This window comes from Rhodococcus sp. Z13_19A (genome assembly GCF_058133575.1).
Genome location: NZ_JBYUNN010000001.1, coordinates 240,255 through 266,241, shown reverse-complemented (window position 1 = coordinate 266,241; position 25,987 = coordinate 240,255). Strand labels below are relative to the sequence as shown.

Here is a 25,987-nt window from a genome sequence, read left to right as displayed (position 1 = left end):
GACATGCTGATTCCCCGCAGGGTCAAGCACCGCAAGCAGCACCACCCCAGTCGCTCTGGCAACGCCAAGGGCGGCACGCAGGTCACGTTCGGCGAGTGGGGCATCCAGGCCCTGGAGCCGGCCTACGTGACCAACCGCCAGATCGAGTCGGCCCGTATCGCGGTCACCCGGCACATCAAGCGCGGCGGCAAGGTCTGGATCACGATCTTCCCGGACCGCCCGCTGACCAAGAAGCCCGCCGAGACCCGCATGGGTTCCGGCAAGGGATCGCCCGAGTGGTGGGTCGCCAACGTCAAGCCCGGGCGCATCATGTTCGAGCTGAGCTACCCCAACGAGGAGACCGCTCGTGAGGCCCTGCGCCGCGCGATGCACAAGCTCCCGATGAAGTGCCGGATCGTTACCAGGGAGGGGCAGTTCTGATGGCAGACGCAACACAGGCCGCAGAGCTCCGCGAGCTCACCGGCGAGGAGCTTGTCAGCAAGCTCCGCGAGTCCAAGGAAGAGCTGTTCAACCTGCGCTTCCAGACGGCGACCGGCCAGCTCGACAACAACCGCCGACTGCGGACCGTCCGGCGCGACATCGCCCGGATCTACACGGTCATGCGTGAGCGCGAGCTCGGTCTCGCACCGGCGCCGGTTTCGGATGAGGGTGCAGCGTGACGGTAGAGAGGGATGCAGAAGTGAGCACGGAGCAGACCGCTGCCACGAGCGAGCGCAACAACCGCAAGGTGCGCGTGGGCTACGTGGTCTCGGACAAGATGGAGAAGACGATCGTGGTCGAGCTGGAGGACCGGGTCAAGCACCCGCTCTACAGCAAGGTCATCCGTCGTACGACCAAGGTCAAGGCCCACGACGAGAACGGTGACGCCGGTGTCGGCGACCGCGTGCGGCTGATGGAGACCCGGCCGCTGTCGGCCACCAAGCGCTGGCGCCTGGTGTCCGTGCTCGAGAAGGCCCGGTAGCTCGCAAGGCCCGGTGGCTCTCGAAGGTCGGGCCGGCTCCTCGCGGAGCCAGCCCGGCTCGTTGCCCCAAGAAGTTGACAGGTAAGTTTGGACCGCGCGCGTCGGGTCGGAAATCCGCCGCGCATCACGCAGGTCAGGAGTTGTAAGTGATCCAGCAGGAGTCGCGACTGCGAGTCGCCGACAACACGGGTGCCAAGGAGATCTTGTGCATCCGCGTCCTCGGTGGCTCGTCCCGGCGTTACGCCGGTATCGGCGACATCATCGTGGCGACAGTGAAGGAAGCCATCCCGGGCGCGGGGGTGAAGCGGGGTGACGTCGTCAAGGCGGTCATCGTGCGCACCTCCAAGGAGCGTCGCCGCCCGGACGGTTCCTACATCCGCTTCGACGAGAACGCCGCAGTCCTCATCAAGCCAGACAACGAGCCGCGAGGCACGCGCATCTTCGGCCCCGTGGGCCGTGAGCTGCGCGACAAGAAGTTCATGAAGATCATCTCGCTCGCGCCGGAGGTGCTGTGATGAAGGTGCACAAGGGTGACACCGTGATCGTGGTTGCCGGCAAGGACAAGGGCGCGAAGGGCAAGGTCATCCAGGCCTTCCCGGAGAACGAGCGCGTCCTGGTCGAGGGCGTCAACCGGATCAAGAAGCACACCGCCGTCTCCACCAACGAGCGTGGTGCGGCATCGGGCGGCATCGTGACGCAGGAGGCCTCGATCCACGTCTCCAACGTCATGGTCGTCGACTCCGACGGCAAGCCCACCCGCGTCGGCTACCGCGTCGACGACAGCGGTGACCGTGCCAAGCGAGTGCGCGTGTCGCGCAAGAACGGGAAGGACATCTGATGGCGAGCAAGAAGAGCTCTGTCGCAGTGACCGACAACCCCGTCGCCGCCGCCCCCACGATGCCCCGGCTGAAGCAGCGGTACCGCGAGGAGATCCGCTCCGCCATGCAGGAGCAGTACTCCTACGACAACGTCATGCAGATCCCCGGCGTCGTCAAGGTCGTGGTGAACATGGGTGTCGGTGAGGCTGCGCGTGACGCGAAGCTGATCGACGGTGCGGTCCGCGACCTGGCGCTGATCACCGGCCAGAAGGCCGAGATCCGCCGCTCCAAGACCTCGATCGCGCAGTTCAAGCTCCGCGAGGGCATGCCGATCGGCGCGAAGGTCACCCTCCGCGGTGACCGGATGTGGGAGTTCCTGGACCGCCTGGTGAGCATCGCGCTCCCTCGCATCCGCGACTTCCGCGGTCTGTCGGGCACGCAGTTCGACGGCAACGGGAACTACACCTTCGGGCTCAACGAGCAGTCCATGTTCCACGAGATCGACATCGACTCGATCGACCGTCCTCGAGGCATGGACATCACCGTGGTGACCACCGCGACGAACAACGAGGAGGGCCGGGCTCTGCTGAAGCACCTGGGCTTCCCCTTCAAGGAGAACTGAGCATGGCCAAGAAGGCACTGGTCAACAAGGCGAACAAGAAGCCGAAGTTTGCTGTCCGGGCGTACACCCGGTGCCAGCGTTGCGGGCGTCCCCACGCCGTGTTCCGCAAGTTCGGCCTCTGCCGCATCTGCTTGCGCGAGATGGCTCACCGGGGCGAGCTCCCCGGCGTGCGCAAGTCCTCTTGGTGAGCTGAGCACCCGCTCAGCTCACCCCACGCGGACATCCCGTCCGCACTCGAACCGCTTCGCCGTAGGCCCGTTGACTCCACTTGGATCCGACGAGGGAACCGCGGCGGGAAAGGTGCACAGGTCACCTGAATGACCATGACAGACCCGATCGCAGACATGCTGACCCGTCTGCGCAACGCAAACTCGGCCTACCACGACGCAGTCGTGATGCCCCACTCGAAGATCAAGGCGAACATCGCCGAGATCCTCAAGCGGGAGGGCTACATCTCCGACTACCGGTCCGAGGAGGCGGCTGTCGGACAGTCGCTCGTCATCGACCTGAAGTACGGCCCCACCCGTGAGCGGAGCATCGCTGGTCTCCGGCGCGTGTCCAAGCCCGGTCTGCGGGTCTACGCAAAATCCACCAACCTGCCCAAGGTCCTGGGAGGTCTCGGTGTGGCGATCATCTCCACGTCCACCGGCCTGCTCACCGACCGCCAGGCGGCCAAGCAGGGTGTGGGCGGGGAAGTCCTCGCCTACGTCTGGTGAGGGAGGCAACTAATGTCACGCATCGGTAAGCTCCCCGTTCCTGTCCCGTCCGGCGTGGACGTGACCATCGAGGGCCAGAACGTCACGGTCAAGGGGCCCAAGGGCACCCTGCAGACCACCATCTCGGAGCCCATCATCGTCACGAAGGACGAGGACGGCGCTGTCGCCGTCAGCCGTCCCGACGACGAGCGGCGCAGCCGGTCGCTGCACGGCCTGTCCCGCACCCTGGTGCAGAACATGGTCATCGGCGTCACCAACGGCTACGAGACCAAGATGGAGATCCACGGCGTGGGTTACCGCGTGCAGCTCAAGGGTTCCGACCTGGAGTTCGCACTCGGCTACAGCCACCCCGTCCCCATCGAGGCGCCCGAGGGCATCAGCTTCGCGGTGGAGACCCCCACCAGGTTCTCCATCTCCGGGATCGACAAGCAGAAGGTCGGCCAGATCGCGGCGAACATTCGCCGGCTGCGCCGCCCCGACCCGTACAAGGGCAAGGGCGTCCGCTACGCCGGCGAGCAGATCCGCCGCAAGGTCGGAAAGACGGGTAAGTGACATGAGCCAGACTGCAAGCACGGCCGTCGCAGGCTCCGGGTCGAAGCGGCGCAAGCCGCTCGGCAAGGACGCCTCCACGGTTCGTCGACTGTCCCGCGCACGGCGGCACTTCCGCATCCGCAAGAAGGTCAGCGGAACGCCGGCCCGTCCCCGACTGGTGGTGAACCGCTCCTCGCGGCACATCCACGTCCAGCTGGTGGACGACCTCTCCGGTCACACCCTCGCCGCGGCCTCCACCCTCGAGGCGGACCTCCGCGCGATGGAGGGCGACAAGAAGGCCAAGTCGGCCAAGGTCGGCGCCCTGCTGGCCGAGCGGGCCAAGGCCATCGGCGTCGAGGCCGTCGTCTTCGACCGTGGCGGCAACGACTACCACGGCCGGATCGCGGCCCTGGCGGACGCAGCTCGCGAAGGTGGGTTGCAGTTCTGATGCACCCACTGACAACGGAGCACACTCTCACCATGAACGAGACGAACGGAAGGACAGCCTGATGCCGGGACGTGCGCGTGAAGGCGGTGCCGGCGCAGCTGGCGGCGCCGGTGGCGAGCGTCGGGGCGGCGGTCGCCGCGACGGCGGCCGCGGCGCGGCGCCGGAGAAGACCCAGCTCGAGCGGGTCGTGGCCATCAACCGTGTCTCGAAGGTGGTCAAGGGTGGTCGACGCTTCAGCTTCACCGCCCTGGTGATCGTCGGCGACGGCAACGGCATGGTCGGCGTCGGCTACGGCAAGGCCAAGGAAGTTCCCGCGGCCATCCAGAAGGGCTCCGACGAGGCTCGCAAGAACTTCTTCCGCGTCCCGATGATCGGTGCCACCATCACTCACCCCGTCCAGGGTGAGGCGGCGGCGGGCGTGGTGCTGCTGCGCCCGGCCAGCCCCGGTACCGGTGTCATCGCCGGTGGTCCGGTGCGCGCCGTGCTGGAGTGCGCCGGCATCCACGACGTCCTCTCCAAGTCGCTGGGCAGCGACAACGCCATCAACGTCGTTCACGCGACCGTTGCGGCGCTGAAGATGCTCCAGCGTCCGGAGGAGGTGGCGGCCCGCCGTGGCCTGCCCATCGAGGACGTCGCGCCGGCCGGAATGCTGCGCGCTCGCGCCGGACAGGGGGCCTGATCACCATGGCAGACCTCCTGGTCACTCAGGTGCGCAGCACCATCGGCACGAAGCAGAACCAGCGCAACACCCTGCGCACGCTCGGGCTGCACAAGATCCGGCAGTCCGTGGTCCGGCCGGACTCCCCGGAGGTCCGGGGCATGATCTCCACCGTCGCCCACCTGGTGACGGTCGAGACGGTCAGCGCTGCAGGATCCGGTAAGGAGAGCTCGCAATGACCATCAAGCTTCACCACCTGCGGCCCGCACCGGGCGCCAAGCAGGACAAGATCCGCGTCGGTCGCGGTGAGGGCGGCAAGCGCGGCAAGACCGCCGGCCGCGGCACCAAGGGCACCAAGGCCCGCAAGAACGTGCCCGCCGCGTTCGAGGGTGGCCAGATGCCGCTGCACATGCGGCTGCCGAAGCTCAAGGGCTTCACCAACCGCAACCGCGTCGAGTACCAGGTCGTCAACGTGGCCGACCTCGCGCGGCTGTTCCCCCAGGGGGGCACCATCGGCGTCGACGAGCTCGTCGCCGCTGGCGCGGTCCGCCGCAACCAGCTGGTCAAGATCCTCGGTGACGGGGACCTCGGCTCGGTGACGCTGCAGGTGACTGCCAACAAGTGCTCCGGTTCCGCCAAGGAGAAGATCGAGGCTGCCGGTGGCAGCGTCACCCTGCTCTGAGCAGGTGAACCGGTAACACCGCACGTGCTGCTGACCGTGGTCGGCCTGCGAACTCGCAGGGCGGCCACGGTCAGCGCGTTTCTGGCCCAGCTGCCTCCGTCGCACCGCCCGTGTGGTGAGATGAGGGGCTGTTAGAGTCAACTAGTCGGCGCCCGCACAGGGTCGCCTTGCCCGTCGTATCCCAATGCTAAGCAGGGGCAGAGCTAGTCCGCCCGAAGCTGCCAGGAGGATCAGTGCTCTCCGCCTTCGTCTCTGCCTTCAAGACCCGTGACCTGAGGCGGAAGATCCTCTTCACCCTGGGGATCCTCGCGATCTACCGCCTGGGTACCACGCTGCCGTCGCCCGGCGTCTCCTACGTCAACATCCAGACCTGCCTCAAGGAGGTCAGCGGTGGCGACAGCCAGAGCATCTACTCGCTGATCAACCTCTTCAGCGGCGGTGCCCTGCTCCAGCTCTCCGTGTTCGCGCTGGGCATCATGCCCTACATCACCGCGAGCATCATCGTGCAGCTGCTCACCGTGGTCATCCCACGGTTCGAGGCGCTGCAGAAGGAGGGCCAGTCGGGCCAGGCCAAGATGACGCAGTACACCCGTTACCTGACGATCGCCCTCGCGGTCCTGCAGTCCACCGGCATCGTGGCCCTGGCCACCCGTGGACAGCTGTTCCAGGGCTGCGACAACGACCTGTACCCGGCCATCCCCGGCGGCGACATCTTCACCATGCTGGTGGTGGTGATCGTGATGACCGCCGGCACCGCGGTGATCATGTGGCTGGGTGAGCTGATCACCGACCGCGGCATCGGCAACGGCATGTCGCTGCTGATCTTCACCTCGATCGGCGCCCAGATCCCCACCGAGGGCAAGAACGTGCTGGACAGCCGCGGGGGACTGGTCTTCGCGCTGGTCTGCCTGGCCGCCCTGGCCATCTTCGCCAGCGTCGTCTTCGTCGAGCAGGGCCAGCGCCGCATCCCGGTGCAGTACGCCAAGCGGATGGTCGGCCGCCGCATGTACGGGGGCACGTCCACGTACCTGCCGCTGAAGGTGAACCAGGCCGGCGTGATCCCGGTGATCTTCGCATCGTCGCTGTTGTACCTGCCGAACCTGGTCGCGCAGCTGACGGCGTCCACCGACGGGTCCGTCTCCTGGTGGCAGCGGTTCATCAACGACTACCTGATCCGCCCGTCCAGCGGGCCGTACATCCTGCTGTACTTCGCGCTGATCGTGTTCTTCACGTACTTCTACGTGGCGATCACCTTCAACCCGGAGGACCGCGCGGACGAGATGAAGAAGTTCGGCGGGTTCATCCCCGGCATCCGCCCGGGCCGGCCCACCGCCGAGTACCTCAGCTTCGTGCTGGGACGCATCACGCTGTTCGGGTCGCTGTACCTGGGTATCGTGGCCGTCCTGCCCAACCTGTTCCTGGACCTCGGCAGCGGCGGTGGGCAGAACTTCCCGTTCGGTGGCACGGCCGTGCTGATCATGGTCGGTGTCGGTCTGGACACCGTGAAGCAGATTGAGAGCCAGCTCATGCAGCGCAACTACGAAGGGTTCCTGAAGTAGTGAGACTCGTCCTTGTCGGCCCGCCCGGAGCGGGAAAGGGAACCCAGGCTGCTCTGCTGTCGGCCGAGCTCGGCGTTCCGCACATCTCCACCGGTGACCTCTTTCGCGCGCACATGGGGGAGGGGACGCCGCTGGGCCAGGAGGCCAAGAAGTACGTGGAGGCCGGTGACCTGGTCCCGGACGAGGTGACCATCGAGATGGTCCGCGAGCGGCTGGCCGAGCCGGATGCTGCGCAGGGATTCCTGCTCGACGGCTTCCCGCGCACCGTGGGCCAGGCCGAGGTGCTGGCCAACATCCTCGAAGAGCTGGGCCGTCCGCTGGACGCGGTGCTCGAGCTGCGCGTCACCGAGGACGTGGTGGTGCAGCGCATGCTCGCCCGCGGTCGCGCCGACGACACCGAGGCCGTCATCCGGCGCCGCATGCGCGTGTACCGGGACGAGACGGCCCCGCTGCTGGAGCACTACGCCGACCAGCTGGTTGTCGTGGACGCGGTCGGCGAGGTCGGTGAGGTCTCCCAGCGGGCACTGCGGGCGCTGCGCACCCGCACCAGCTGATGGTGCGGCTGCGCAGGCGCAAGGTGGTGCCCGCGCGGACCCCCGGCGAGCTGGACGCGATGGCGCTGGCGGGCTCGGTCGTCGCGGCTGCACTGGCCGCGGTGCACGAGGCCGCCCGTCCCGGTGTCAGCACCGCTGAGCTCGACGAGGTCTCGGCCCAGGTGATGGCCGACGCTGGTGCCGAGCCCTCCTTCCTGGGCTACCACGGCTTCCCGGCCACCATCTGTTCCTCGGTCAACGACCGCGTGGTGCACGGCATCCCCTCCAGCGAGGAGGTGCTCGCCGACGGCGACCTCGTGTCCATCGACTGCGGTGCCATCGTCGACGGCTGGCACGGCGACTCCGCCGTCACCTTCGTGGTCGGCCCCGGCGCCCGCGAGGAGGACCTGCAGCTGTCCGAGGCGTGCCGCACCTCGATGGAGGCCGGCATCGCCGCCATGGTGGTGGGCAACCGGCTCGGCGACGTCTCGCACGCCATCGAGCTGGGCACCCGGGCCGCGGAGCAGCGCGACGGTCGCCACTACGGCATCGTCGACGGCTACGGTGGCCACGGCATCGGCCGCGTCATGCACGCCGACCCGTTCCTGGCCAACGAGGGTCCGCCGGACACCGGTCCCCGGCTGGTGGAGGGCTCGGTGCTGGCCATCGAGCCGATGCTGACCCTGGGCACCGAGGACACCCTGGTGCTCGCCGACGACTGGACCGTGGTGACCACCGACGGCAGCCGGGCCGCGCACTGGGAGCACACCGTGGCGGTCACCGTCGACGGTCCCCGCATCCTCACGCTGCCCCGCTGACTCGCGCCCGCGGGGGCTGCGCAGGTGCCGCGGCACCTACCACCCAGGCCCGCATTTGGCCTGCACCGGCACGCCGCGTAGACTTCAACGACGGCGCGCACTGTGCGCCGGTTGTGCGCGTGCCCGCGAGGTCTTGCGTCTCCGCCGGCACCTGTCGCACCACTTGAGACTGCTTCCCCGCGCACCGGTCACCGGCGCTCGGGGCGGGGGTGTTGAGTTACCAGCAAGTCACTGCCACGGATCGCGGAGGACATGGGCAAGAAAGACGGGGCCATCGAGGTCGAGGGTCGGGTTGTCGAGCCACTGCCGAACGCGATGTTCCGCGTGGAGCTGGAAAACGGCCACCGGGTTCTCGCGCACATCAGCGGTAAGATGCGGCAGCACTACATCCGCATCCTGCCTGAGGACAGGGTGGTCGTGGAGCTTTCTCCCTACGACCTCTCCCGCGGGCGCATCGTCTACCGCTACAAGTAGCAGTCGTTGCGCGCGCCCGTGGCGCGTCCCCAGCAAGCAGCAACCGACCAGGAGAGCAACAGACGTGAAGGTCAACCCCAGCGTCAAGAAGATCTGTGAGAAGTGCAAGGTGATCCGCCGCAACGGTCGGGTCATGGTGATCTGCGAGAACCTGCGCCACAAGCAGCGCCAGGGCTGAGCAGCTTCACCGCACCACCCTCGCAGTCGATCTGACGCGACAGCACCACATCACTCCCCGCACCAGCTGGGCGTCCCGGGAACGGGCCGACTCAGTACACCCTCGGCCCGGAGGCCGGGGCCCGGTGGCGCCGACACGGTCGGCGTCGGTCGAACCGGGACGGACGAGGAGCAGACCTCCGGACAACTGGAAGGACACGCCGTATGGCACGGCTCGCAGGCGTCGACCTCCCCCGCGACAAGCGGATGGAGATCGCGCTCACCTACATCTACGGCATCGGCCGTACGAAGTCGCAGGAGATCCTGAATGCCACTGGCATCAGCTTCGACCTGCGCACCAAGGACCTCAGCGACACTGACCTCACCAAGCTGAGGGAGTACATCGAGGAGTCCCTCAAGGTCGAGGGTGACCTGCGCCGCGAGGTGCAGGCCGACATTCGTCGCAAGATCGAGATTGGCTGCTACCAGGGCATCCGGCACCGCCGTGGCCTGCCGGTTCGTGGCCAGCGCACCAAGACCAACGCGCGCACGCGCAAGGGCCCGAAGCGCACCATCGCCGGCAAGAAGAAGGCTAGGTAAGAGATGCCCCCCAAGTCCCGCGCCGCGAGCGGTCCCAAGAAGACCCAGAAGACTCGGCGCAAGGAAAAGAAGAACGTCAGCCACGGTGCTGCGCACATCAAGAGCACGTTCAACAACACGATCGTCTCCATCACCGATCCTGCTGGCAACGTGATCTCGTGGGCCTCGTCGGGCCACGTCGGTTTCAAGGGGTCGCGCAAGTCCACCCCCTTCGCCGCACAGATGGCCGCCGAGAGCGCTGCCCGCAAGGCGCAGGAGCACGGCATGAAGAAGGTCGACGTGTTCGTCAAGGGTCCCGGCTCCGGCCGCGAGACCGCGATTCGCTCACTGCAGGCCGCCGGCCTGGAGGTCGGCACCATCTCCGACGTCACCCCTCAGCCGCACAACGGCTGCCGGCAGCCCAAGCGGCGCCGGGTCTAGCGGGAAGGGAAAGGAAGAACAATGGCTCGTTACACCGGCCCCATCACCCGCAAGTCCCGTCGACTGCGCGTTGACCTCGTCGGGGGGGACGCCGCCTTCGAGCGTCGCCCCTACCCGCCGGGCCAGCACGGCCGCGCGCGGATCAAGGAGAGCGAGTACCTGCTCCAGCTGCAGGAGAAGCAGAAGGCGCGCTTCACCTACGGCGTCATGGAGAAGCAGTTCCGCCGCTACTACGCCGAGGCGAACCGCAAGTCCGGCAAGACCGGTTCGGTGCTGCTCCAGATCCTGGAGAGCCGCCTCGACAGCGTCGTCTACCGTGCCGGGCTCGCCCGCACGCGTCGGCAGGCCCGCCAGCTGGTGACCCACGGCCACTTCCTCGTCAACGGCGAGAAGGTCGACATCCCCAGCTACCGCGTGTCGCAGTACGACATCATCGACGTCAAGCCGAAGTCGCTGGCCACCCTGCCCTTCCAGGTGGCCAAGGAGACCCTCGGTGACCGGCCGGTTCCCGGCTGGCTCCAGGTCGTCGGACCGCAGATGCGCATCCTGGTCCACCAGCTTCCGGACCGTGCGCAGATCGATATCCCGCTCAACGAGCAGCTGATCGTCGAGCTCTACTCGAAGTGATGCCCGGTCCGGCCGTGCCGCACCACGCAGCAGCGTGGGGGGCACGGCCGGGCCTGTGCACCACCCCTGGTCGCCCGGTGCACCTCGTGTGCGCCAGGCGGTCCCACGGCCCCCGCACCCGCGGCGGCTGCGCCACCCTTTCGGCGTCATATGGCGGACGTCGGTGAAGGAGAACACCACCCATGCTCATCTCTCAGCGTCCTGAGCTCTCCGAGGAGGTCCTCAGCGACACCCGGTCGCGGTTCGTCATCGAGCCGCTCGAGCCTGGTTTCGGCTACACCCTCGGCAACTCGCTTCGCCGCACGCTGCTCTCGTCCATCCCGGGCGCGGCAGTCACCAGCATCCGCATCGACGGTGTCCTGCACGAGTTCACCACCGTCCCGGGGGTGAAGGAGGACGTCACCGACATCATCCTGAACCTCAAGGGCCTCGTGGTCAGCTCCGAGGAGGACGAGCCGGTCACCATGTACCTGCGCAAGCAGGGCCCGGGTGCGGTCACCGCTGCGGACATCGTCGCGCCCTCCGGCGTCGCGGTGCACAACCCCGAGCTGCACATCGCCACCCTGAACGACAAGGGCAAGCTGGAGATCGAGCTCGTCGTCGAGCGCGGTCGTGGCTACGTCCCTGCCGTGCAGAACAAGGCCTCCGGCGCCGAGATCGGCCGCATCCCGGTCGACTCGATCTACTCGCCGGTGCTCAAGGTGACGTACAAGGTCGAGGCCACCCGCGTCGAGCAGCGCACCGACTTCGACCGCCTCGTGCTGGACGTGGAGAGCAAGCCCTCCATCACCCCGCGCGACGCGATCGCCTCCGCCGGGCGCACGCTGACCGAGCTCTTCGGCCTGGCCCGTGAGCTCAACGTCGAGGCCGAGGGCATCGAGATCGGCCCGTCCCCGGCGGAGACCAACCACATCGCCGCGTTCAGCATGCCCATCGAGGACCTGGACCTGACGGTGCGTTCGTACAACTGCCTCAAGCGCGAGGGCGTGCACACCGTGGGTGAGCTCGTCGGCCGCAGCGAGGCGGACCTGCTGGACATCCGGAACTTCGGCGCCAAGTCCATCGACGAGGTGAAGGTGAAGCTGGTCGGGCTCGGCCTGAGCCTGAAGGACAGCCCTCCCGGATTCGACCCGTCCACCGTTGCCGGGTACGACGCCGAGACCGGCACCTGGACCGACACCGAGGATGGCGAGGAAGGTGACGCCGCCGCAGGCGACGACACCGACTACGCCGAGACCGAACAGCTGTAAGCCGCTGCACCTACCCCGTCGCCGCACGCCCGCGGCGACGGGGTCGGGCGAGACCTAGAGGAGCTCCACAATGCCCAAGCCCACCAAGGGTGCCCGTCTCGGCGGGTCGCCGGCCCACCAGCGGCTGATGCTCGCCAACCTGGCGACCTCGCTGTTCACGCACGGGCGCATCACCACCACCGAGGCCAAGGCCAAGCGCCTGCGCCCCTACGCCGAGAAGCTGATCAGCAAGGCGAAGGTCGGTGACCTGCACAACCGTCGCGAGGTCATGAAGGTGATCCGCGACAAGGACGTCGTGCACAGCCTGTTCGCCGACATCGGCCCGTTCTTCGCCGAGCGTGACGGTGGCTACACCCGCATCATCAAGACGATCCCGCGCAAGGGCGACAACGCCCCCATGGCGATCATCGAGCTGCTGCAGGACAAGACGGTCACCTCCGAGGCCGACCGGGCCCGTCGGGTCGCGGCCACCAAGCCCGCCGAGACGGTCTCCGACGTGGACACCGACTCCGCTGCCGAGCCGGAGGCTGCTGAGCCCGAGACCGGCGGCGACGTGCCCACCGATGGCGCCGGGACCGACGTCGACGACGTCGCGCCCGCCGCGCTGGACACCGAGGACAGGGACGCTGACAAGTCCTGACGTCCCTGACGTCGTAGCACCTGAGCCCGCCACCCCGCACCGGGGTGGCGGGCTCGTGCGCGTGCGCCTGGACATCGCCTACGACGGCACCGACTTCGCCGGCTGGGCCCGCCAGCCTGGCCAGCGCACGGTGTGCGGGGTGCTCGAGGAGGCGCTGGCCACCGTGCTGCGCGCCCCGGTCACCCTCACCGTGGCCGGGCGCACCGACGCTGGCGTGCACGCCGCCGGGCAGGTGGCCCACGTGGACCTCGACCCCGCGACGGTGCCGGACGGGCTGGGTCGCCTGGTGCGCCGGCTCGCCCGGCTGCTGCCCACCGACGTCCGGGTCCGCGAGCTGCGGGAGGTGCCCGCGGAGTTCGACGCCCGCTTCTCGGCCATGCGCCGGCACTACGCCTACCGCCTCACCACCGCGCCGTGGGGTGCGGAGCCGCTGCGCGCCCGGGACACCCTGGTCTGGCCGCACGAGCTGGACGTGGACCGCATCCGGGAGGCCTCCGCCCTGCTGCTGGGGGTGCACGACTTCGTCGCCTTCTGCCGCCACCGCGAGGGTGCGAGCACCGTGCGCGGGCTGGAGCGGCTGGACTGGTCCGAGCTGGCCGACGGGGTCCTGGTGGCCCGGGTGAGCGCGGACGCCTTCTGCCACTCCATGGTGCGCAGCCTGGTCGGTGCCCTGCTCGCGGTGGGGCAGGGCCGCCGCGACCGCGACTGGGTGCTGGAGCTGCTCACCGCCTCGCAGCGCTCCGGCAGCATCGCCGTCGCCCCCGCGCACGGGTTGAGCCTGGTGGGCGTGGACTACCCGCCGGAGCACGAGCTGGCCGCGCGGGCCCAGACGACGCGGGCCGTGCGCGGGCCGCTGCGCTAGGCGGCTGGCGGTGCCCCGGCAGGACTAGTCGCCGCGCCGGACCGGTCCGATGAGGCTCGCCTCCTTGGGCGTGGTGACCAGGCGCATGGGGAGGAACAGGTTGGCGCCCAGCGCGATCAGACCGTCGTCGGTGAGCCCGGCGAGGTCGTCCACCACCCCGGGCGGCAGGCGCCACAGCCGGCCCGCCAGCTGGGCCTGCCCCACCGGCAGCCGCTGCAGCAGGACGAGGTCGGCGGCGGTGGCGTTCACGCCCACCTGTGGGTGCAGGTACGGGAGGACGTAGGCCGTGGACTGCCACGGGCTGCGGGTCGGGTAGAGCTCCTGGGGCACGGCCCCGCTGTCCTGCACCACCAGCACGGGAGCGTCCTCGCTGGCCCGGGGCAGCGGTCCGGGGTGCAGCCCGCGCAGCTGCAGCGACGGCGGAGCACCCGTCGCGTGGGCACCGGCGCCGGCACCGGCTGCAGGCGTGGCGGGGGCGACGTCGGCGAAGGCCTGCTGCAGCGGTTGCCACGCCGCGGGCCGCCCGGTGGCCACCACCACGAGCACCCCGGTGGCCGCGGCCCGCAAGACCAGCTGCATCGCCAGGTAGAGCCCGCCCACCAGGGCCAGCCGGGACGGCACGGGCCGCACCAGGTGCAGCTGCACCGCGCCCCCGCGCAGGTCCGAGCCCAGCACCACGCCACCGCGGTCGCCGATGAGGCTGAGCCGGCTCAGGGCCTCGGGGGAGAGCACGAACTCGGTGCCGATGCCCGCGGCTGCGGGTTGGCCACGCCGGCCCGTCCGCTCTGCGCCGTGGGTGCTCATGCGCCCGCTCCCACCGGCAGGGTGGCCGCCACTGCGGCGGCCTGCTGCCCGTCCAGCGGGCTCAGCGCCACCCCGGTGGTAGCGCTGAGCGTCCGCAGGCGCTCGAGGGAGCCAGCCAGCTCACCGCTGCTGCGGGCCGACACCCGCACCACCCCGCGCACCCCGACGCTGTCCTCGTCCGGACCGGGGCGCAGGGCCAGCGCGACGGTGGTGGACAGCGCCCGCACGCTGGTGAGCGCCTCCAGGCTGGCGCCGTCGGCGGGCCACCCGTCGATGGTGAAGCTGGCGTGCTCGACGTCGCCGGTGCGCACGCCGCGCCAGTGCTCGTGCAGCTGGAGCTCCTGGCTGGACCCCGCGGCGGGAGCGAGCTCGGCGGCGGACACCGCCGCCCGCAGCAGCTCGTCGCGGGTGAGCACCCGGCTGGTGAGCCCCGCCTGCTCCAGCGCCCCGCGCACCCGGGCCACGGCGCCCACCAGCGCCCGGTGCGCCCCGGCCACGCCGCCCCCGCGGATCTGCACCGCCGAGGGGCAGCGCCGCGGGTCCAGCCGCACCGTCACCCAGGTGGCGCGCTGAGCCACCGCGGGCAGCGGGCCGAGCACCTCGTTGTAGGCAGCCACGGCGGCGGAGCTGGCGGGCAGGCGCGAGCTCGCGGGGTAGCAGTGCCAGATGACGCCGATGGAGTCCAGCACCACCCCGCGGTCGTCGAGGGTGGCGGCCAGCCCGCGCAGGGGGATGTCAGTGTGCGCGCCCACCGCGGAGACCATGGCGGGCACCGGGTCGATGGCCACCGTCGCCGTCCAGGTGCCGTCGTGCCAGGCGAGTCCGATCGGCTGCTGCTCGTGGTCGGTGCCGGTGGCCACCACCAGGTCGTCCACGAGCAGCCGCAGCAGGGCCACCCGCGGGTCGGCGGCACCGGCCAGGGCACCGGCGTCGGTGCGCGAGGCGGTCACGCTCGGGTCCGTCGCCGCCGGCTCGACAGCGCGGCTGCGGCCGCGCAGCACGAAGCGCACCAGGATGACCACCCACTGGGTGAGCCACCGGCCGTGTCGGCGGGTGGCGGCCAGCGCGAGCGCGACCACGCCGAGCAGCGCCGCCAGCGGCCACAGCCGGGTGGACAGCGCCAGCGCCAGCAGCGCCGCCGCGGCGCCCACCTCTGCCACCACCAGGTTGGTCAGCGGGAGGCCGGCCACCGTGGTGCCCACCGGCGCGCGCCGGAGCCCGGCGTCGGCGCGCCGGCTCCGGTGGCGTGCCGGAGCGCCCTCGGCAGCGTCACCGCGGGTAGCGCTCATGTGCTCGGCCCTTCCCGCCTCGTGGTCGCCGCCGACGGCCAGGTGCCCACTACTCTGGCGGAACCGCTTGGGCCAGTAGTGCGCAACGGGCACAACAGCGTTCTGCCGCCGGGTTATCGTCGGCAACCGTACAACGCCGAGGGGCTGGGGAGGGTCGATGGCGGCAACACCGACGACGAAGTCGCAGGTGCAGGCCTATCGCTTCATCCTGCGGCGGATGGAGCACGCGCTGGTCCGCAAGGACGCGGTGATGCTGCACGACCCGATGCGCACCCAGGTGCGGGCCACGGTGGTCGGGCTGGTGCTGGCCATCATCGGCCTGGCCGGCTTCGCCCTCTTCGCGCTGTTCCGTCCCGCCGGTGGGCTGGGTGACCAGGCGATCGTCACGGTCAAGGACTCTGCTGCCACCTACGTCCGGCTCGAGGGTGTGCTGCACCCGGTGCTGAACCTGGCCTCGGCGCGGCTGGTGGTCGGCCAGGCCGTCGCTCCCAGCGAGGTGTCCGCCGCCGCGCTGGCAGACCTGCCGCGCGGGCCGCTGCTGGGCATCCCCGGGGCGCCCGCCCTGCTGCCGGGGGAGGACGCCCGCCCGGAGGCCACCTGGACGGTCTGCGACACCCTGAGCACCGACGCCACCGCGCGGTCCGCCAGCCAGCAGGCCAGCGCCACCACGACCACCACGGTCATCGCCGGCAGCGTCACCGCGCCACCGGTGCCCGCCGACGGCGCGCTGCTGGTGCAGGGCCCGCCCGAGCCCGGCTTCGCCGAGGGCGCCACCTACCTGGTGCAGGACGGGCGGCGGGCCCGCATCGACCTGGCCGACAAGCGGGTGACCCGGGCGCTGGAGCTCGACGGCGCCACCGCCCGGCCGATGAGCGCCGCCGTGCTCAACGCGATTCCCGCAGTGGGGCAGCTCAGCCCGCCCACGGTGCCCGGCGCCGGGGTGCGGCCCAGCTTCGCCGGGGTGGACGCGCTGCCGGCGAGCGCGGTGGTGGGCACCGTGCTGCAGGTCAGCAGCGGAGCCGACCAGCAGTCGTACGTGGTCCTCGCCGACGGGGTGCAGTCGGTGTCGCCCGTGGTGGCGCGGTTGCTGCAGTACGCCAGCTCCGGGGACCCGGTCACCGTCTCCTCGTCGGCGATGGGGGTGCCGCCCACCGCGCAGACCACGTTGGCCGTGGACGACCTGCCGAGCCGGATGCCCGCCCTGGTGCAGGCCGACACCGCCCCGGTGGCCTGCATGTCCTGGGACGGCACGGGCACCGAGCCGCAGCCGGCCGCCGCGGGAGCAGCGCCGCACACGCTCAAGCCCACGGTGCGCGTCGGCGACAGCCTGCCCGTGCCCACCGGGGCCCAGGTGGTGCCGCTGGCCCAGGCCGACGGACCGGGCCCGCAGCTGGACTCGGTGTACCTGCGCCCGGGCCAGGGTGCGCTGGTGCGGGCGGTGAGCCCCGGCACCGACGTCGGCGAGCTGTTCCTGGTCAGCGACACCGGGGTGCGCTACGGCATCCCCAACGTCGAGACCGCACAGGTGCTGGGGCTGGGCAGCCGGGTCGACCTCGCGCCCAAGCAGGTGCTGGCGCTGCTGCCCATCGGCCCCGAGCTGAGCCAGCAGGCCGCGCTGCTCGCCCACGACGGGCTGGCGGGCGACCCCAACCCGTCCGCGGTGCCGCTGCCCGGCGACTAGTCGGGCTGCTGGTTGCGGCGGTGCCGGCGCACGGCGTCGAGCACCGCGAAGGTGATGAGCACCAGGGCCAGTGCGGTGGCCGAGCCCACGAAGGCCACCGTCCGGGCCGTGTGGTCGGGCGCCGGCGCCGGCGGCGGCGCGCTGAGCTGGGTGGTGCTGGTGCTGGCGGACTGGGCCGAGACCTCCTCGGGCAGCACGTCGGCGACTGCGGCCACCGGGTCCACCACGCCGTGGCCGACCTGGGGCGTCCAGCCGCCGGAGGGGGTGCGTGCGGTGGCCTTGATCCGGGCCACGACCTGCTTGGCGGAGAGGTTGGGAAACCGGGCCCGCACCAGTGCTGCCGTGCCGGCGACGTAGGGCACTGCGAAGCTGGTCCCCTGGATGGGGGCCAGCTTCAGGCCCGGGGGCTCGGCGAGCCGGTTGGTCAGCCCGGTGGCGCCGGGGGCGGGGTCCAGCGAGGTGATGTCCTCTCCCGGGCCAGCCACCCCGACCCACGGCCCGGCCAGGCTGAAGTCGGACGGGCTGCCGTCCTCGGCGACGGCCCCCACGGTGAGCACGGAGTCGCTGTACCAGGCGGGGCTGACGATGGTGGCGACCGCGGACCGGCCGGCCACCCCGGGCTGGCTGGGCGACGTGGAGTTCTGCGTCTGGCAGGCCCCCGCCGAGCCGGCACCGGTGTTGCCGGCCGCGGCGACCACCACCACGTCGCGGTCGGCGGCCTGGCGCAGGGCCGCCCCGAGGGCACTGTCCTGCAGGCGCACGTTCGCCGGGGCGCAGGCCGCCTCGGAGATGTTGATGACCCGTGCGCCCAGCTCCACCGCTCGCGTCACCGAGCGGGCCAGGGTGTTGAGGTTGCCGTAGCCGACGGTGCCCGAGCCCTGCTGGCCCACCGTCTCGTAGTACTTGCTCGACTGGCGGATGCTGATGATCGTGGCGCCCGGTGCCACCCCGGCGAAACCGGTCTGCTCGGTGGTGTCCACCGATGCCGCGATGATCCCCGCGACGATCGTGCCGTGGCCGTCGCAGTCGGTGAGACCTTGGCTGTCGGAGACGTAGTCGCCGCCCGGGGCCAGCCGGCCGGCCAGCCGGGGGTGGGCGTTCACCCCGGTGTCGATCACGGCCACCGGCACGCCCGCACCGGTGCTCAGGGCCCACGCGTCCTCGAAGCGCAGCTGGCTCTGGCCCCACGGCACCGCAGCGATGGTCGACCCGGCCGTGCCCGGGGCGGCCTGCACGCACGCCACGTTCGTCCGGACGGTGGGGGCGTCCGGGGCGATCGGCAGCGCAGTCGGCGTGATCAACGGGTCGGGCGGGGCCGGCGCGGTGTAGCTGGGCGACGGGGTGGGGGTGGGTGCCGGCTGGGCAAGGACCGGTGGGGCTAGCGCGGCGGGGGAGCCCAGCGTCAGCACGACCGCCGAGGCAGCCACGGCAGCCGAGCAGCGGCGCGCACGTCGCGTCACAGGTGCCGCATCGTGGAGTAGAGGTCCATCACCGCCAGGGCCAGCGGCAGCACCACCGCGATGAGCACGGCCTCGACCAGCTCGACCGTGCGCCGCAGCACCGGGGAGAACCGCTGGCGGGGGAACACCACGCCGAGCACCAGCGCGGCGGCGGCCAGCAGCAGGCAGGTGGCGAAGACCCATGTACCGAGGGTCCGCTGCTCGCCGGTGCACAGCCACCCGACGACCAGCCCGGCACTGGTGGCGGTGCCGGCCAGCAGCAGGGACACCGCCTGCGTGCCGTTGGCGTAGGTGCGGGCCCGCAGCATCAGCACGGCGGCCACGACGATGGCGAAGGCCACCCCGAACCGGCCCTGCTCGGCGGCCAGCAGCGCCCCGGCGCCGGCGGTGACGCCGAGCCCGATCACCAGGCCGGACAGGTACTGGTGGCCCAGCGCGGCCTGGCGCTCGATGCTGGCGCCGTCGGGGAACTCGGTGTCGTCGTCCTGGTTGAGCTCCTGGGCCGAGATCGGCACCGAGGGCAGTGGCAGGCGAGCCAGGTGGATGGTCAGCCGTGGCGCCACGGACAGACCGACCAGCGCAGCGGCGGCCATCCCGGCGCCGATGCCCCACTGCGGGTGGGCCACCAGCACGGCGACCACGCTGGCCCCGGCCCCCAGCAGGCCCGCGACGATGACGGCCACGAAGGGGGTGACCCCGGTGGCGGTCAGCGCCAGCGCGGCGGTGGCCAGCACGGCCGCCACCACGCAGGCCAGCAGCAGGTGTGGGCGGCCCAGCTCGCCGGGCACCGCGAACAGCCCGGCCAGGGCGCCCAGCGGCAGCGCCCCCACCCCGATCACCACCGCGCTCCGGCGGTCCCGGTAGACCCGGGCCACCACGGCGGCCACCGCCACGAGGACCACAGCGGCACCAGCGGCCGCGATCGCCTCGCCGGTGCCCGGACCGGCGAGGTACAGCGCCACGGTGGCGGCCAGCAGGGCCAGCAGCGTGGTTCCCGCGCCCAGCGCGCGAGCGGTCTGGGCGGTCCACGGCCGGTAGCCGTCCGGCGCGCTCAGCGCCACCGCGTCGATCACGTCGTCGTAGAGGGGTGGCGGCGGTGACTCCGAGCGCTTGCGCAGCTGCAGCAGCTCACCGTCGAGCACGCCCTGGGCGGCCAGCGTACGGGTGGGGTCCAGCGGGCCCTGCGCCACGCGGGCCAGGCACCAGCCGCCGTGCGGGGCGCCGCCGTCGGCGGTGGTGGCACGGCCCATGTCCAGCAGCATGGGCAACAGGTCGGCCACCGCGACGTCGGAGGGCAGCGCCACGTCGATCCGGGTGCGCGGGGCCAGCACGGTGGTGCGGGTGTACGCCGCCCCCGTGGCTGCGGGCGCGCCCGGCGGGGTGGGGGAGACGGTGCTCCCGGGTGCTGGTGCCACTGCCGTCACTGGTGGGTCTCCTCGTCCTGGTCCGCGCCCGCGGCGGCCCCGTCCGGTGCGTCGTCGAGATCGGCTCTCGCTCGAGTCAGTTGTCCCCGAGTGCAAACGGAGCGTGCACAGTGGACGACTCGTTGTGACGATACGGCTCGCGGGGACCCTGCGCGGCCCTATTATGGCTGCGACTGGCGGTGCTCGGCGGGGTTCGTCACGAATTGGCCCGAACGCCATCTGGGGGGAGTTGCGACGGTGAGCACCATCCAGTTTCGCCGCGCGGCGCGGATGAGCGCTCCCCGGACCCCGGGCGGCGAGGTGCACCTGGAGCCGCCGCCGGAGGTGCCTCGCCTCGTCCCCGGTGGGCTGCTGATGAAGCTCATGCCGGTGGTCATGGTGGTGGCCGTGGTGGGCATGGTCGCCCTGCTGATCACCTCCGGTGGAGGTCTCAACCCGGCGTCGCTGCTGTTCCCGATGATGATGCTGATGTCCATGGTGGGAATGTTCGCCGGCGGCGGCGGGCGCAGCGGGGGCCAGCGCAAGGCCGAGATGAACGAGGACCGCAAGGACTACCTGCGCTACCTGGGCCAGATGCGGGGCCGAGCGCGCCAGGCCGGCAACGACCAGCGTGCCGGCCTGGAGTGGGTGCACCCCGATCCCGAGGCGCTGTCCTCGATGGTGCGCACCCGGCGGATGTGGGAGCGCCGCACCAGTGACGCCGACTTCTGCCACGTGCGAGTGGGCCGCGGCCACCAGCGGCTGGCCACCCAGCTGGTGCCGCCGCAGACCGGGCCGGTGGAGGAGCTCGAGCCGATCGCCACGGTGGCGCTGCGCCGCTTCGTGCGGGCGCACTCGGTGGTCAGCGAGCTGCCCATCGCCATCTCGGTGGGCGGCTTCGCGGCCGTGGAGGTGGGCGGCGACGAGGACGCCGCGCGGGCGCTGACCCGGGCGATGCTGGCCCAGCTGGTCACCTTCCACTCGCCGGAGGACGTGCTGGTGGCCGTGGTCGCCGGCCGGGTCCAGCGCGCCGAGTGGGAGTGGGTGAAGTGGCTCCCGCACGCCCAGAACCCGCACCGCACCGACGCGCTGGGGTCGGAGCGGATGCTGTTTTCTTCGCTGGCCGAGCTGGAGGAGTCGCTGCAGGAGGTGCTGGCCGACCGCGGCCGCTTCAGCCGCAACGCCGCGCCCGTGCCCGACCAGCCGCAGCTGGTGGTGGTGGTGGACGGTGGCGACGTCACCGGCACCGAGCACGTCCTGCTGGAGGAGGGTCTGGCCGCGGTCACCCTGCTCGACCTCTCTGCCTGCCTGGGCACGCTCGCCTCGCGCCGAGGCCTGCGCCTGGTGGTCACCGCGGAGGGTGTCGGCGCCCGCAGCGCTGCCGGGGTGGAGCGCTTTGCCGATCCCGACGCGATGAGCGTCGCCCAGGTCGAGGCGCTGGCCCGACGGCTGGCCCCCTACCGGCTCGGCGCCGGCGGTGCGGACAGCGGGGAGGACCCGCTGCTGTCCAACGTGGGCTTCCTGGACCTGCTGGGCCTGCCCGACGCCATGACCTTCGACGTGGCCCAGGCCTGGCGCCCCCGTCCGCTGCGCGACCGCCTGCGGGTCCCGGTGGGGATCGGCGAGAACGGGGAGCCGGTGGAGCTGGACATCAAGGAGTCCGCCCAGGAGGGCATGGGACCGCACGGCCTGTGCATCGGCGCCACCGGCTCGGGCAAGTCGGAGTTCCTGCGCACCCTGGTGCTGGGCATGATCACCACCCACTCCTCGTCCGCCCTCAACCTCATCCTGGTGGACTTCAAGGGTGGCGCGACGTTCCTGGGGCTGGAGAGCGCGCCGCACGTGGCGGCGGTGATCACCAACCTGGCTGACGACCTGACCATGGTCGACCGCATGAAGGACGCTCTGGCCGGGGAGATGAACCGTCGCCAGGAGCTGCTCAAGAGTGCCGGCAACTTCGCCAACGTCAAGGAGTACGAGCGGGCCCGGGAGAACGGGGCCAACCTCGACCCGCTGCCCGCGCTGTTCATCGTGGTGGACGAGTTCTCTGAGCTGCTCAGCCAGAAGCCCGACTTCGCGGACCTGTTCGTGGCCATCGGCCGGCTGGGCCGCTCGCTGCAGATGCACCTGCTGCTGGCCAGCCAGCGGCTGGAGGAGGGCAAGCTGCGCGGGCTGGACAGCCACCTGTCCTACCGCATCGGGCTCAAGACGTTCTCCGCGTCGGAGTCGCGCACGGTGCTCGGCGTCCCGGACGCCTACGAGCTGCCCAGCATCCCCGGGTCGGGCTACCTGAAGCTGGACACCTCCACCCTGGTGCGCTTCAAGGCCGCCTACGTCTCCGGGCCCTACCGTGCTGCCGACAATGGCCAGCCGGCGGTCACCGCGCCGGTGACCGCCACCCGCCGCCCCCGCTGGTTCGGTCCGGAGCGCACCGAGCCCGACGCCGTGGAGCCGGTGCTCGCCGAGCCGGCGCTGCCGGGCGCCCCGGCACCGGTGCCCGAGTCCGGTGTGGAGGACACCCTGCTGGACGTGGTGGTGCGTCGCCTGGAGGGGCAGGGCCCGGCCGCGCACGAGGTGTGGCTGCCCCCGCTGGAGGTCTCGCCCACCCTGGACCAGCTGTTACCCCCGCTGGCGGCCACCCCCGACCGGGGGCTGAGCCCGGTGGGCTTCTTCGGCAACGGCCGGCTCACCGTGCCCATCGGCATCGTGGACAAGCCCTTCGAGCAGCGGCGCGACCAGCTGTGGGTGGACCTCTCCGGCGGTCAGGGCCACATGGCGGTGCTGGGCGGACCACAGACCGGCAAGTCCACCGCGCTGCGCACGTTCATGCTGGCGCTGGCGCTCACCCACACCCCGGCGGAGGTGCAGCTGTACTGCCTGGACTTCGGCGGCGGCACCCTCGGGCCGATGGCGGCCCTGCCGCACGTGGGCTCGGTGGCCGGCCGGCTCGACGCCGACCGGGTGCGGCGCACCGTGGCCGAGCTGACCGGCCTGGTGCGCCGCCGCGAGCAGCGCTTCCGCGACCTCGGCATCGACTCGATGGCCGAGTTCCGGGCCCGCCGGCGTCGGGGCGAGCTCCCGGTGACCGCCGAGGACCCCTTCGGCGACGTGTTCCTGGTGATCGACGGCTGGCTGGCGTTCAAGACCGAGTTCGAGAGCCTCGAGCAGTCGGTGATGACGCTGGCGGCACAGGGGCTGTCCTACGGCGTGCACCTGGTGGTGGCCAGCGCCCGCTGGGCCGAGATCCGCCCCGCGCTGAAGGACCTGCTCGGCACTCGGGTGGAGCTGCGCCTGGGCGACCCGTCGGAGTCCGACGTGGACCGGCGGGTGGCTGCCAACGTGCCGCAGGGCCGGCCTGGTCGCGGCCTGTCCCGGGACAAGCTGCAGATGCTCGTCGCGCTGCCGCGGGTGGACTCCCGTGCGCAGGCTGACGACCTCACCGCCGGCATCGCCGACGCCGCGGCCCGCCTCACCGAGGCCTGGCCCGGGCGCCCGGCCCCGCCGGTGCGGATGCTGCCGGAGCGCTATCCCTTCGAGGCGCTGCTCGCCGCGACCGAGCAGGACCCGCGCGACCCGATGCGCATCCCCATCGGCATCGACGAGGACGAGCTGGCGCCGGCCTACCTGGACTTCGCGGCGGAGCCGCACCTGCTGGTTTTTGCCGACAGCGAGTCGGGCAAGACCGCCCTGCTGCGCAGCCTGTGCACCCAGGTGATGGCCCGGACGACGCCCAAGCAGGCCAAGTTCATCGTCGCCGACTACCGGCGGACGCTGCTGGGCGTGGTGTCTGGTGACCACCTGGCCGGCTACGCCGCCTCCGCAGCGGTGCTCACCGACATGATCAACGAGATCGTGGTGTACCTCAACGCGCGCATGCCGGACAGCTCGGTCACCCAGGAGCAGCTGCGTGACCGCTCGTGGTGGAGCGGGCCGGAGATCTACGTCGTGGTGGACGACTACGACCTGGTGGCCACCGGCAGCGGCAACCCGCTGAGCCCACTGGTCGACCTGCTCGCCCAGGCCAAGGACGTCGGCCTGCACCTCGTGGTCACCCGACGCAGCGGCGGAGCCGCGCGAGCGCTGTACGACCCCGTCATCGCCCGGCTGCGCGACCTCGCCTCACCGGGTCTGGTGATGAGCGGCAGCCGGGACGAGGGCGCCCTGGTCGGCACGGTCAAGCCCTCCGCGCAGCCGCCCGGGCGTGGGGTGCTGGTGAGCCGCAAGCTGGGTCAGCGGCTGGTCCAGCTGGCGTGGTTGCCACCGCAATGAGCCTCGCGGTGGCCGTGGACCTGGGCAGTGCCTCCACCTGCGTGGCCATCTCGGTGGACGGTGAGCCCGCCCGGATCGTGCCGATCGACGGGGCACCCACGATGTCCAGCGCGGTGTACGCCGACGGGCACGCGCTGTTCGTGGGGGCGGAGGCGGATGGTCAGGCGGCGCTGAACCCGGCTCGCTACGAGCCGACACCCGTGCGACGCATCGACGAGGACTCGCTGCTGCTGGGCGAGCAGGTGGTGCCGGTGCGGCGGGCGCTGGCCGCGGTGCTGGCCAGGGCGGTGCGAGAGGCCGTGGCCGCGGCCGACGGCGAGCCGGTGGACGTGCTGGTGCTGACCCACCCCGCCGAGTGGGGCCCGGTGCGGCTGGAGGTCCTCACCTCGGCAGCGCAGGGCCTGGCGCCGCGGGTGGTGGCCGTGCCCGAACCCGTGGCGGCGGCCCTGGCCCACGAGCCGCCACGCACCGGTGCGCTCGTGGCGGTGGTGGACGTCGGGGCCGGCAGCACGGACGTCGCGGTCCTGGAGGGTGGTGCCACCGGCTACCGGGTGCTCACCACCCGCACGGACGGAGCTCTGGCAGGCGCGGAGATCGACCTGCTGCTGCTGGCCGAGCTGGGCCGGCGAGTCACCCCGCAGCAGCGGCCCCGCTGGGACGCGGTGCTGCGGGGCAGCGGGCTGGGGCCGCGGCAGCGCTACCTGGCGCTGCGCGCCGACGTGCGGACCGCCAAGGAGAGCCTCTCCCGCCACTCCTACGCCGACGTCCCGCTGCCCGGTGGGCTGCTGGACGGCCACCTCACCCGCGCCGACCTGGAGCGGCTGATCGGCCACCGGGTGGATGCCGTGGTGGACCTGCTCGAGGACGCCCTGCGCCAGGCGGGCGCAGTGGACCGCCGTGGCGGCTGCCGCGCCGAGGTGCTGCTGGTGGGCGGTGCCTCGCGCACGCCGCTGGTCGCCTCCCGGATCCACCAGCGGCTCGGTGTGCTGCCGCGCACCACCGAGCACCCGGAGACGTCGGTGGCCCGCGGGGCGCTGCGGGCAGCTCCCCCGGAGCCCGAGAACACCGCAGAGAGGGTGCCCGAGCGGGCCCGGTCGGCCACGGACCGGCCGGTGTTCGGTGCGGTGGACGACAGCCGTGCCGGGCGGCGGCGGGCCCGGCGCCGGAGGCGGCGCGTGGTGGCAGCCGCGGTGCTCGTCCTGGCCGCGGGTGCGGTGGGGGCGGTGCTGGTGGCCCAGCGCCCGACGGCACCGACCACCCAGGTGGTGGCCTCCGGTCGCGCCACCATGACCGTGCCCGTCGACTGGCAGGAGTCCTACCGGGGTGAGAGCACGACTCGTACTCGCCTGGAGCTCACTCCCACCGGCACCCCGCCGGAGCCACAGCGCATCCTGCTGGTGCAGATCACCGTCGGCACCTCGCTGAGCCAGGCCGAGCTGGCCACCGCGCTGCAGCAACAGCTGGCGGTGGAGCAGCGGGCTGGCAAGCAGTACGCCGACTTCGCGGCCGACACCCGCTACGCCGACCGGGCGGTGACGTCCTACCGGGAGCTGCGCCCCGACGGTGCCGTCGTGGACTGGTACGTGCTGGTGCAGCAGGGCACCCAGGTGAGCGTGGGTTGTCTGCACGCTCCTGGTGACTCCACCCTGGACGCGGCGTGCACGCAGGCGGTGCGCACCGTGCGGGTGGGCCAGGGCTGAGCGGGG

31 protein-coding genes are annotated in these 25,987 nt (G+C 71.6%); 27 read left to right on the top strand and 4 right to left on the bottom strand.

Annotated elements, in window-relative coordinates; all coding sequences use genetic code 11:
* The first annotated feature begins 3 nt into the window (after positions 1-3).
* The 24 genes from rplP (at position 4) to truA (ending at position 13,375) form a co-directional block, all read left to right on the top strand.
* Complete coding sequence (gene rplP, locus AC3YNX_RS01300) at positions 4-420, top strand: 50S ribosomal protein L16 (RefSeq protein WP_127783980.1); 417 nt, start codon at positions 4-6, stop codon at positions 418-420.
* Positions 420-659: a 50S ribosomal protein L29 gene (gene rpmC, locus AC3YNX_RS01295; protein WP_127783979.1), complete on the top strand. Its 240-nt coding sequence runs from the start codon at positions 420-422 to the stop codon at positions 657-659. The genes rplP and rpmC overlap by 1 nt, the downstream gene beginning before the upstream one ends.
* Before the next feature lie 20 nt (positions 660-679).
* The gene (rpsQ, locus tag AC3YNX_RS01290; protein WP_127783978.1) at positions 680-961 is read left to right on the top strand and encodes a 30S ribosomal protein S17; all 282 of its coding nucleotides are present in this window, start codon (positions 680-682) and stop codon (positions 959-961) included.
* A 146-nt stretch (positions 962-1,107) separates the two neighbouring features.
* Positions 1,108-1,476 carry a 50S ribosomal protein L14 gene (gene rplN / locus AC3YNX_RS01285; RefSeq protein ID WP_127783977.1) on the top strand — a complete coding sequence of 123 codons (369 nt, stop codon included), beginning with the start codon at positions 1,108-1,110 and terminating at the stop codon, positions 1,474-1,476.
* Positions 1,476-1,799: a 50S ribosomal protein L24 gene (gene rplX / locus AC3YNX_RS01280; RefSeq protein ID WP_489994379.1), complete on the top strand. Its 324-nt coding sequence runs from the start codon at positions 1,476-1,478 to the stop codon at positions 1,797-1,799. The genes rplN and rplX overlap by 1 nt, the downstream gene beginning before the upstream one ends.
* A 59-nt stretch (positions 1,800-1,858) precedes the next feature.
* A complete protein-coding gene (rplE, locus tag AC3YNX_RS01275) occupies positions 1,859-2,401 on the top strand; it encodes a 50S ribosomal protein L5 (RefSeq protein ID WP_127784924.1) in 543 nt (180 codons plus the stop codon).
* A gap of 2 nt (positions 2,402-2,403) precedes the next feature.
* Positions 2,404-2,589, top strand: a complete 186-nt coding sequence (locus AC3YNX_RS01270) for a type Z 30S ribosomal protein S14 (protein WP_127783975.1) — start codon at positions 2,404-2,406, stop codon at positions 2,587-2,589.
* A 129-nt stretch (positions 2,590-2,718) separates the two neighbouring features.
* Complete coding sequence (rpsH, locus tag AC3YNX_RS01265; protein ID WP_127783974.1) at positions 2,719-3,117, top strand: 30S ribosomal protein S8; 399 nt, start codon at positions 2,719-2,721, stop codon at positions 3,115-3,117.
* A 12-nt stretch (positions 3,118-3,129) separates the two neighbouring features.
* Positions 3,130-3,669, top strand: a complete 540-nt coding sequence (rplF, locus tag AC3YNX_RS01260; RefSeq protein ID WP_127783973.1) for a 50S ribosomal protein L6 — start codon at positions 3,130-3,132, stop codon at positions 3,667-3,669.
* Between the two features lies 1 nt (position 3,670).
* Complete coding sequence (gene rplR / locus AC3YNX_RS01255) at positions 3,671-4,096, top strand: 50S ribosomal protein L18 (RefSeq protein ID WP_127783972.1); 426 nt, start codon at positions 3,671-3,673, stop codon at positions 4,094-4,096.
* 61 nt (positions 4,097-4,157) lie between these two features.
* Positions 4,158-4,775 carry a 30S ribosomal protein S5 gene (rpsE, locus tag AC3YNX_RS01250; protein ID WP_127783971.1) on the top strand — a complete coding sequence of 206 codons (618 nt, stop codon included), beginning with the start codon at positions 4,158-4,160 and terminating at the stop codon, positions 4,773-4,775.
* Between the two features lie 5 nt (positions 4,776-4,780).
* Positions 4,781-4,993, top strand: a complete 213-nt coding sequence (gene rpmD / locus AC3YNX_RS01245) for a 50S ribosomal protein L30 (protein ID WP_127783970.1) — start codon at positions 4,781-4,783, stop codon at positions 4,991-4,993.
* Positions 4,990-5,436, top strand: coding sequence for a 50S ribosomal protein L15 (gene rplO, locus AC3YNX_RS01240; RefSeq protein WP_127783969.1), 447 nt, complete (start codon positions 4,990-4,992; stop codon positions 5,434-5,436). The genes rpmD and rplO overlap by 4 nt, the downstream gene beginning before the upstream one ends.
* Positions 5,437-5,669: 233 nt before the next feature.
* Positions 5,670-6,995, top strand: a complete 1,326-nt coding sequence (gene secY / locus AC3YNX_RS01235; RefSeq protein ID WP_127783968.1) for a preprotein translocase subunit SecY — start codon at positions 5,670-5,672, stop codon at positions 6,993-6,995.
* On the top strand, positions 6,995-7,549 hold the full coding sequence (locus tag AC3YNX_RS01230) for an adenylate kinase (RefSeq protein ID WP_489981886.1): 555 nt from the start codon (positions 6,995-6,997) through the stop codon (positions 7,547-7,549). Before secY ends, AC3YNX_RS01230 begins: the two co-directional genes overlap by 1 nt.
* Complete coding sequence (gene map, locus AC3YNX_RS01225) at positions 7,549-8,346, top strand: type I methionyl aminopeptidase (RefSeq protein ID WP_489994378.1); 798 nt, start codon at positions 7,549-7,551, stop codon at positions 8,344-8,346. The genes AC3YNX_RS01230 and map overlap by 1 nt, the downstream gene beginning before the upstream one ends.
* Positions 8,347-8,598: 252 nt before the next feature.
* A complete protein-coding gene (gene infA, locus AC3YNX_RS01220) occupies positions 8,599-8,820 on the top strand; it encodes a translation initiation factor IF-1 (RefSeq protein WP_029136093.1) in 222 nt (73 codons plus the stop codon).
* A 64-nt stretch (positions 8,821-8,884) separates the two neighbouring features.
* A complete protein-coding gene (gene rpmJ, locus AC3YNX_RS01215; RefSeq protein ID WP_084521119.1) occupies positions 8,885-8,998 on the top strand; it encodes a 50S ribosomal protein L36 in 114 nt (37 codons plus the stop codon).
* A gap of 203 nt (positions 8,999-9,201) precedes the next feature.
* On the top strand, positions 9,202-9,576 hold the full coding sequence (rpsM, locus tag AC3YNX_RS01210; protein WP_127783965.1) for a 30S ribosomal protein S13: 375 nt from the start codon (positions 9,202-9,204) through the stop codon (positions 9,574-9,576).
* Between the two features lie 3 nt (positions 9,577-9,579).
* On the top strand, positions 9,580-9,996 hold the full coding sequence (rpsK, locus tag AC3YNX_RS01205) for a 30S ribosomal protein S11 (protein WP_127783964.1): 417 nt from the start codon (positions 9,580-9,582) through the stop codon (positions 9,994-9,996).
* 21 nt (positions 9,997-10,017) lie between these two features.
* A complete protein-coding gene (rpsD, locus tag AC3YNX_RS01200; RefSeq protein ID WP_127783963.1) occupies positions 10,018-10,623 on the top strand; it encodes a 30S ribosomal protein S4 in 606 nt (201 codons plus the stop codon).
* Between the two features lie 182 nt (positions 10,624-10,805).
* Complete coding sequence (locus AC3YNX_RS01195; RefSeq protein WP_127783962.1) at positions 10,806-11,873, top strand: DNA-directed RNA polymerase subunit alpha; 1,068 nt, start codon at positions 10,806-10,808, stop codon at positions 11,871-11,873.
* A gap of 70 nt (positions 11,874-11,943) precedes the next feature.
* Positions 11,944-12,513, top strand: a complete 570-nt coding sequence (rplQ, locus tag AC3YNX_RS01190) for a 50S ribosomal protein L17 (RefSeq protein WP_489994377.1) — start codon at positions 11,944-11,946, stop codon at positions 12,511-12,513.
* Between the two features lie 61 nt (positions 12,514-12,574).
* Positions 12,575-13,375 (top strand): tRNA pseudouridine(38-40) synthase TruA, encoded by an 801-nt coding sequence (gene truA / locus AC3YNX_RS01185; RefSeq protein WP_489994962.1) that lies wholly within the window; start codon positions 12,575-12,577, stop codon positions 13,373-13,375.
* A 24-nt stretch (positions 13,376-13,399) separates the two neighbouring features.
* Here the strand turns inward: truA and AC3YNX_RS01180 are convergent, their stop codons facing one another.
* Both AC3YNX_RS01180 and eccE read right to left on the bottom strand, forming a co-directional pair.
* Positions 13,400-14,179 carry a hypothetical protein gene (locus AC3YNX_RS01180; protein ID WP_489994376.1) on the bottom strand — a complete coding sequence of 260 codons (780 nt, stop codon included), beginning with the start codon at positions 14,177-14,179 and terminating at the stop codon, positions 13,400-13,402.
* Positions 14,176-15,468 (bottom strand): type VII secretion protein EccE, encoded by a 1,293-nt coding sequence (eccE, locus tag AC3YNX_RS01175; protein WP_489994375.1) that lies wholly within the window; start codon positions 15,466-15,468, stop codon positions 14,176-14,178. The genes AC3YNX_RS01180 and eccE overlap by 4 nt, the downstream gene beginning before the upstream one ends.
* A 157-nt stretch (positions 15,469-15,625) precedes the next feature.
* Between eccE and eccB the strand changes: the two genes are divergently transcribed.
* Positions 15,626-17,149, top strand: coding sequence for a type VII secretion protein EccB (gene eccB, locus AC3YNX_RS01170; RefSeq protein WP_489994374.1), 1,524 nt, complete (start codon positions 15,626-15,628; stop codon positions 17,147-17,149).
* Here eccB and mycP read toward each other — a convergent pair.
* Positions 17,146-18,609 (bottom strand): type VII secretion-associated serine protease mycosin, encoded by a 1,464-nt coding sequence (gene mycP, locus AC3YNX_RS01165; protein ID WP_489994373.1) that lies wholly within the window; start codon positions 18,607-18,609, stop codon positions 17,146-17,148. The genes eccB and mycP overlap by 4 nt on opposite strands.
* Complete coding sequence (gene eccD / locus AC3YNX_RS01160) at positions 18,606-20,033, bottom strand: type VII secretion integral membrane protein EccD (protein ID WP_489994372.1); 1,428 nt, start codon at positions 20,031-20,033, stop codon at positions 18,606-18,608. The genes mycP and eccD overlap by 4 nt, the downstream gene beginning before the upstream one ends.
* Before the next feature lie 237 nt (positions 20,034-20,270).
* On the opposite strand from eccD, the gene eccCa reads away from it, so the two are divergent.
* Positions 20,271-24,281 (top strand): type VII secretion protein EccCa, encoded by a 4,011-nt coding sequence (gene eccCa / locus AC3YNX_RS01155; protein WP_489994371.1) that lies wholly within the window; start codon positions 20,271-20,273, stop codon positions 24,279-24,281.
* Positions 24,278-25,981, top strand: coding sequence for a type VII secretion-associated protein (locus AC3YNX_RS01150; protein ID WP_489994370.1), 1,704 nt, complete (start codon positions 24,278-24,280; stop codon positions 25,979-25,981). Before eccCa ends, AC3YNX_RS01150 begins: the two co-directional genes overlap by 4 nt.
* Positions 25,982-25,987: the final 6 nt, after the last annotated feature.

Excerpts from the sequence above, each read along its gene's own strand:
- rplQ (WP_489994377.1), top strand. The coding sequence starts at position 11,944 with ATGCCCAAGCCCACCAAGGGTGCCCGTCTCGGCGGGTCGCCGGCCCAC.
- AC3YNX_RS01270 (WP_127783975.1), top strand. The coding sequence starts at position 2,404 with ATGGCCAAGAAGGCACTGGTCAACAAGGCGAACAAGAAGCCGAAGTTT.
- rplF (WP_127783973.1), top strand. The coding sequence starts at position 3,130 with ATGTCACGCATCGGTAAGCTCCCCGTTCCTGTCCCGTCCGGCGTGGAC.
- AC3YNX_RS01195 (WP_127783962.1), top strand. The coding sequence starts at position 10,806 with ATGCTCATCTCTCAGCGTCCTGAGCTCTCCGAGGAGGTCCTCAGCGAC.
- rpsE (WP_127783971.1), top strand. The coding sequence starts at position 4,158 with ATGCCGGGACGTGCGCGTGAAGGCGGTGCCGGCGCAGCTGGCGGCGCC.
- map (WP_489994378.1), top strand. The coding sequence starts at position 7,549 with ATGGTGCGGCTGCGCAGGCGCAAGGTGGTGCCCGCGCGGACCCCCGGC.
- rplR (WP_127783972.1), top strand. The coding sequence starts at position 3,671 with ATGAGCCAGACTGCAAGCACGGCCGTCGCAGGCTCCGGGTCGAAGCGG.
- rplE (WP_127784924.1), top strand. The coding sequence starts at position 1,859 with ATGCCCCGGCTGAAGCAGCGGTACCGCGAGGAGATCCGCTCCGCCATG.
- rpsD (WP_127783963.1), top strand. The coding sequence starts at position 10,018 with ATGGCTCGTTACACCGGCCCCATCACCCGCAAGTCCCGTCGACTGCGC.
- rplP (WP_127783980.1), top strand. The coding sequence starts at position 4 with ATGCTGATTCCCCGCAGGGTCAAGCACCGCAAGCAGCACCACCCCAGT.
- infA (WP_029136093.1), top strand. The coding sequence starts at position 8,599 with ATGGGCAAGAAAGACGGGGCCATCGAGGTCGAGGGTCGGGTTGTCGAG.
- rpmC (WP_127783979.1), top strand. The coding sequence starts at position 420 with ATGGCAGACGCAACACAGGCCGCAGAGCTCCGCGAGCTCACCGGCGAG.
- eccE (WP_489994375.1), bottom strand. The coding sequence starts at position 15,468 with ATGAGCGCTACCCGCGGTGACGCTGCCGAGGGCGCTCCGGCACGCCAC.
- rplX (WP_489994379.1), top strand. The coding sequence starts at position 1,476 with ATGAAGGTGCACAAGGGTGACACCGTGATCGTGGTTGCCGGCAAGGAC.
- AC3YNX_RS01150 (WP_489994370.1), top strand. The coding sequence starts at position 24,278 with ATGAGCCTCGCGGTGGCCGTGGACCTGGGCAGTGCCTCCACCTGCGTG.
- rplO (WP_127783969.1), top strand. The coding sequence starts at position 4,990 with ATGACCATCAAGCTTCACCACCTGCGGCCCGCACCGGGCGCCAAGCAG.
- rpsK (WP_127783964.1), top strand. The coding sequence starts at position 9,580 with ATGCCCCCCAAGTCCCGCGCCGCGAGCGGTCCCAAGAAGACCCAGAAG.
- eccB (WP_489994374.1), top strand. The coding sequence starts at position 15,626 with ATGGCGGCAACACCGACGACGAAGTCGCAGGTGCAGGCCTATCGCTTC.
- rpmD (WP_127783970.1), top strand. The coding sequence starts at position 4,781 with ATGGCAGACCTCCTGGTCACTCAGGTGCGCAGCACCATCGGCACGAAG.
- rpsM (WP_127783965.1), top strand. The coding sequence starts at position 9,202 with ATGGCACGGCTCGCAGGCGTCGACCTCCCCCGCGACAAGCGGATGGAG.
- rpsH (WP_127783974.1), top strand. The coding sequence starts at position 2,719 with ATGACCATGACAGACCCGATCGCAGACATGCTGACCCGTCTGCGCAAC.
- AC3YNX_RS01180 (WP_489994376.1), bottom strand. The coding sequence starts at position 14,179 with ATGAGCACCCACGGCGCAGAGCGGACGGGCCGGCGTGGCCAACCCGCA.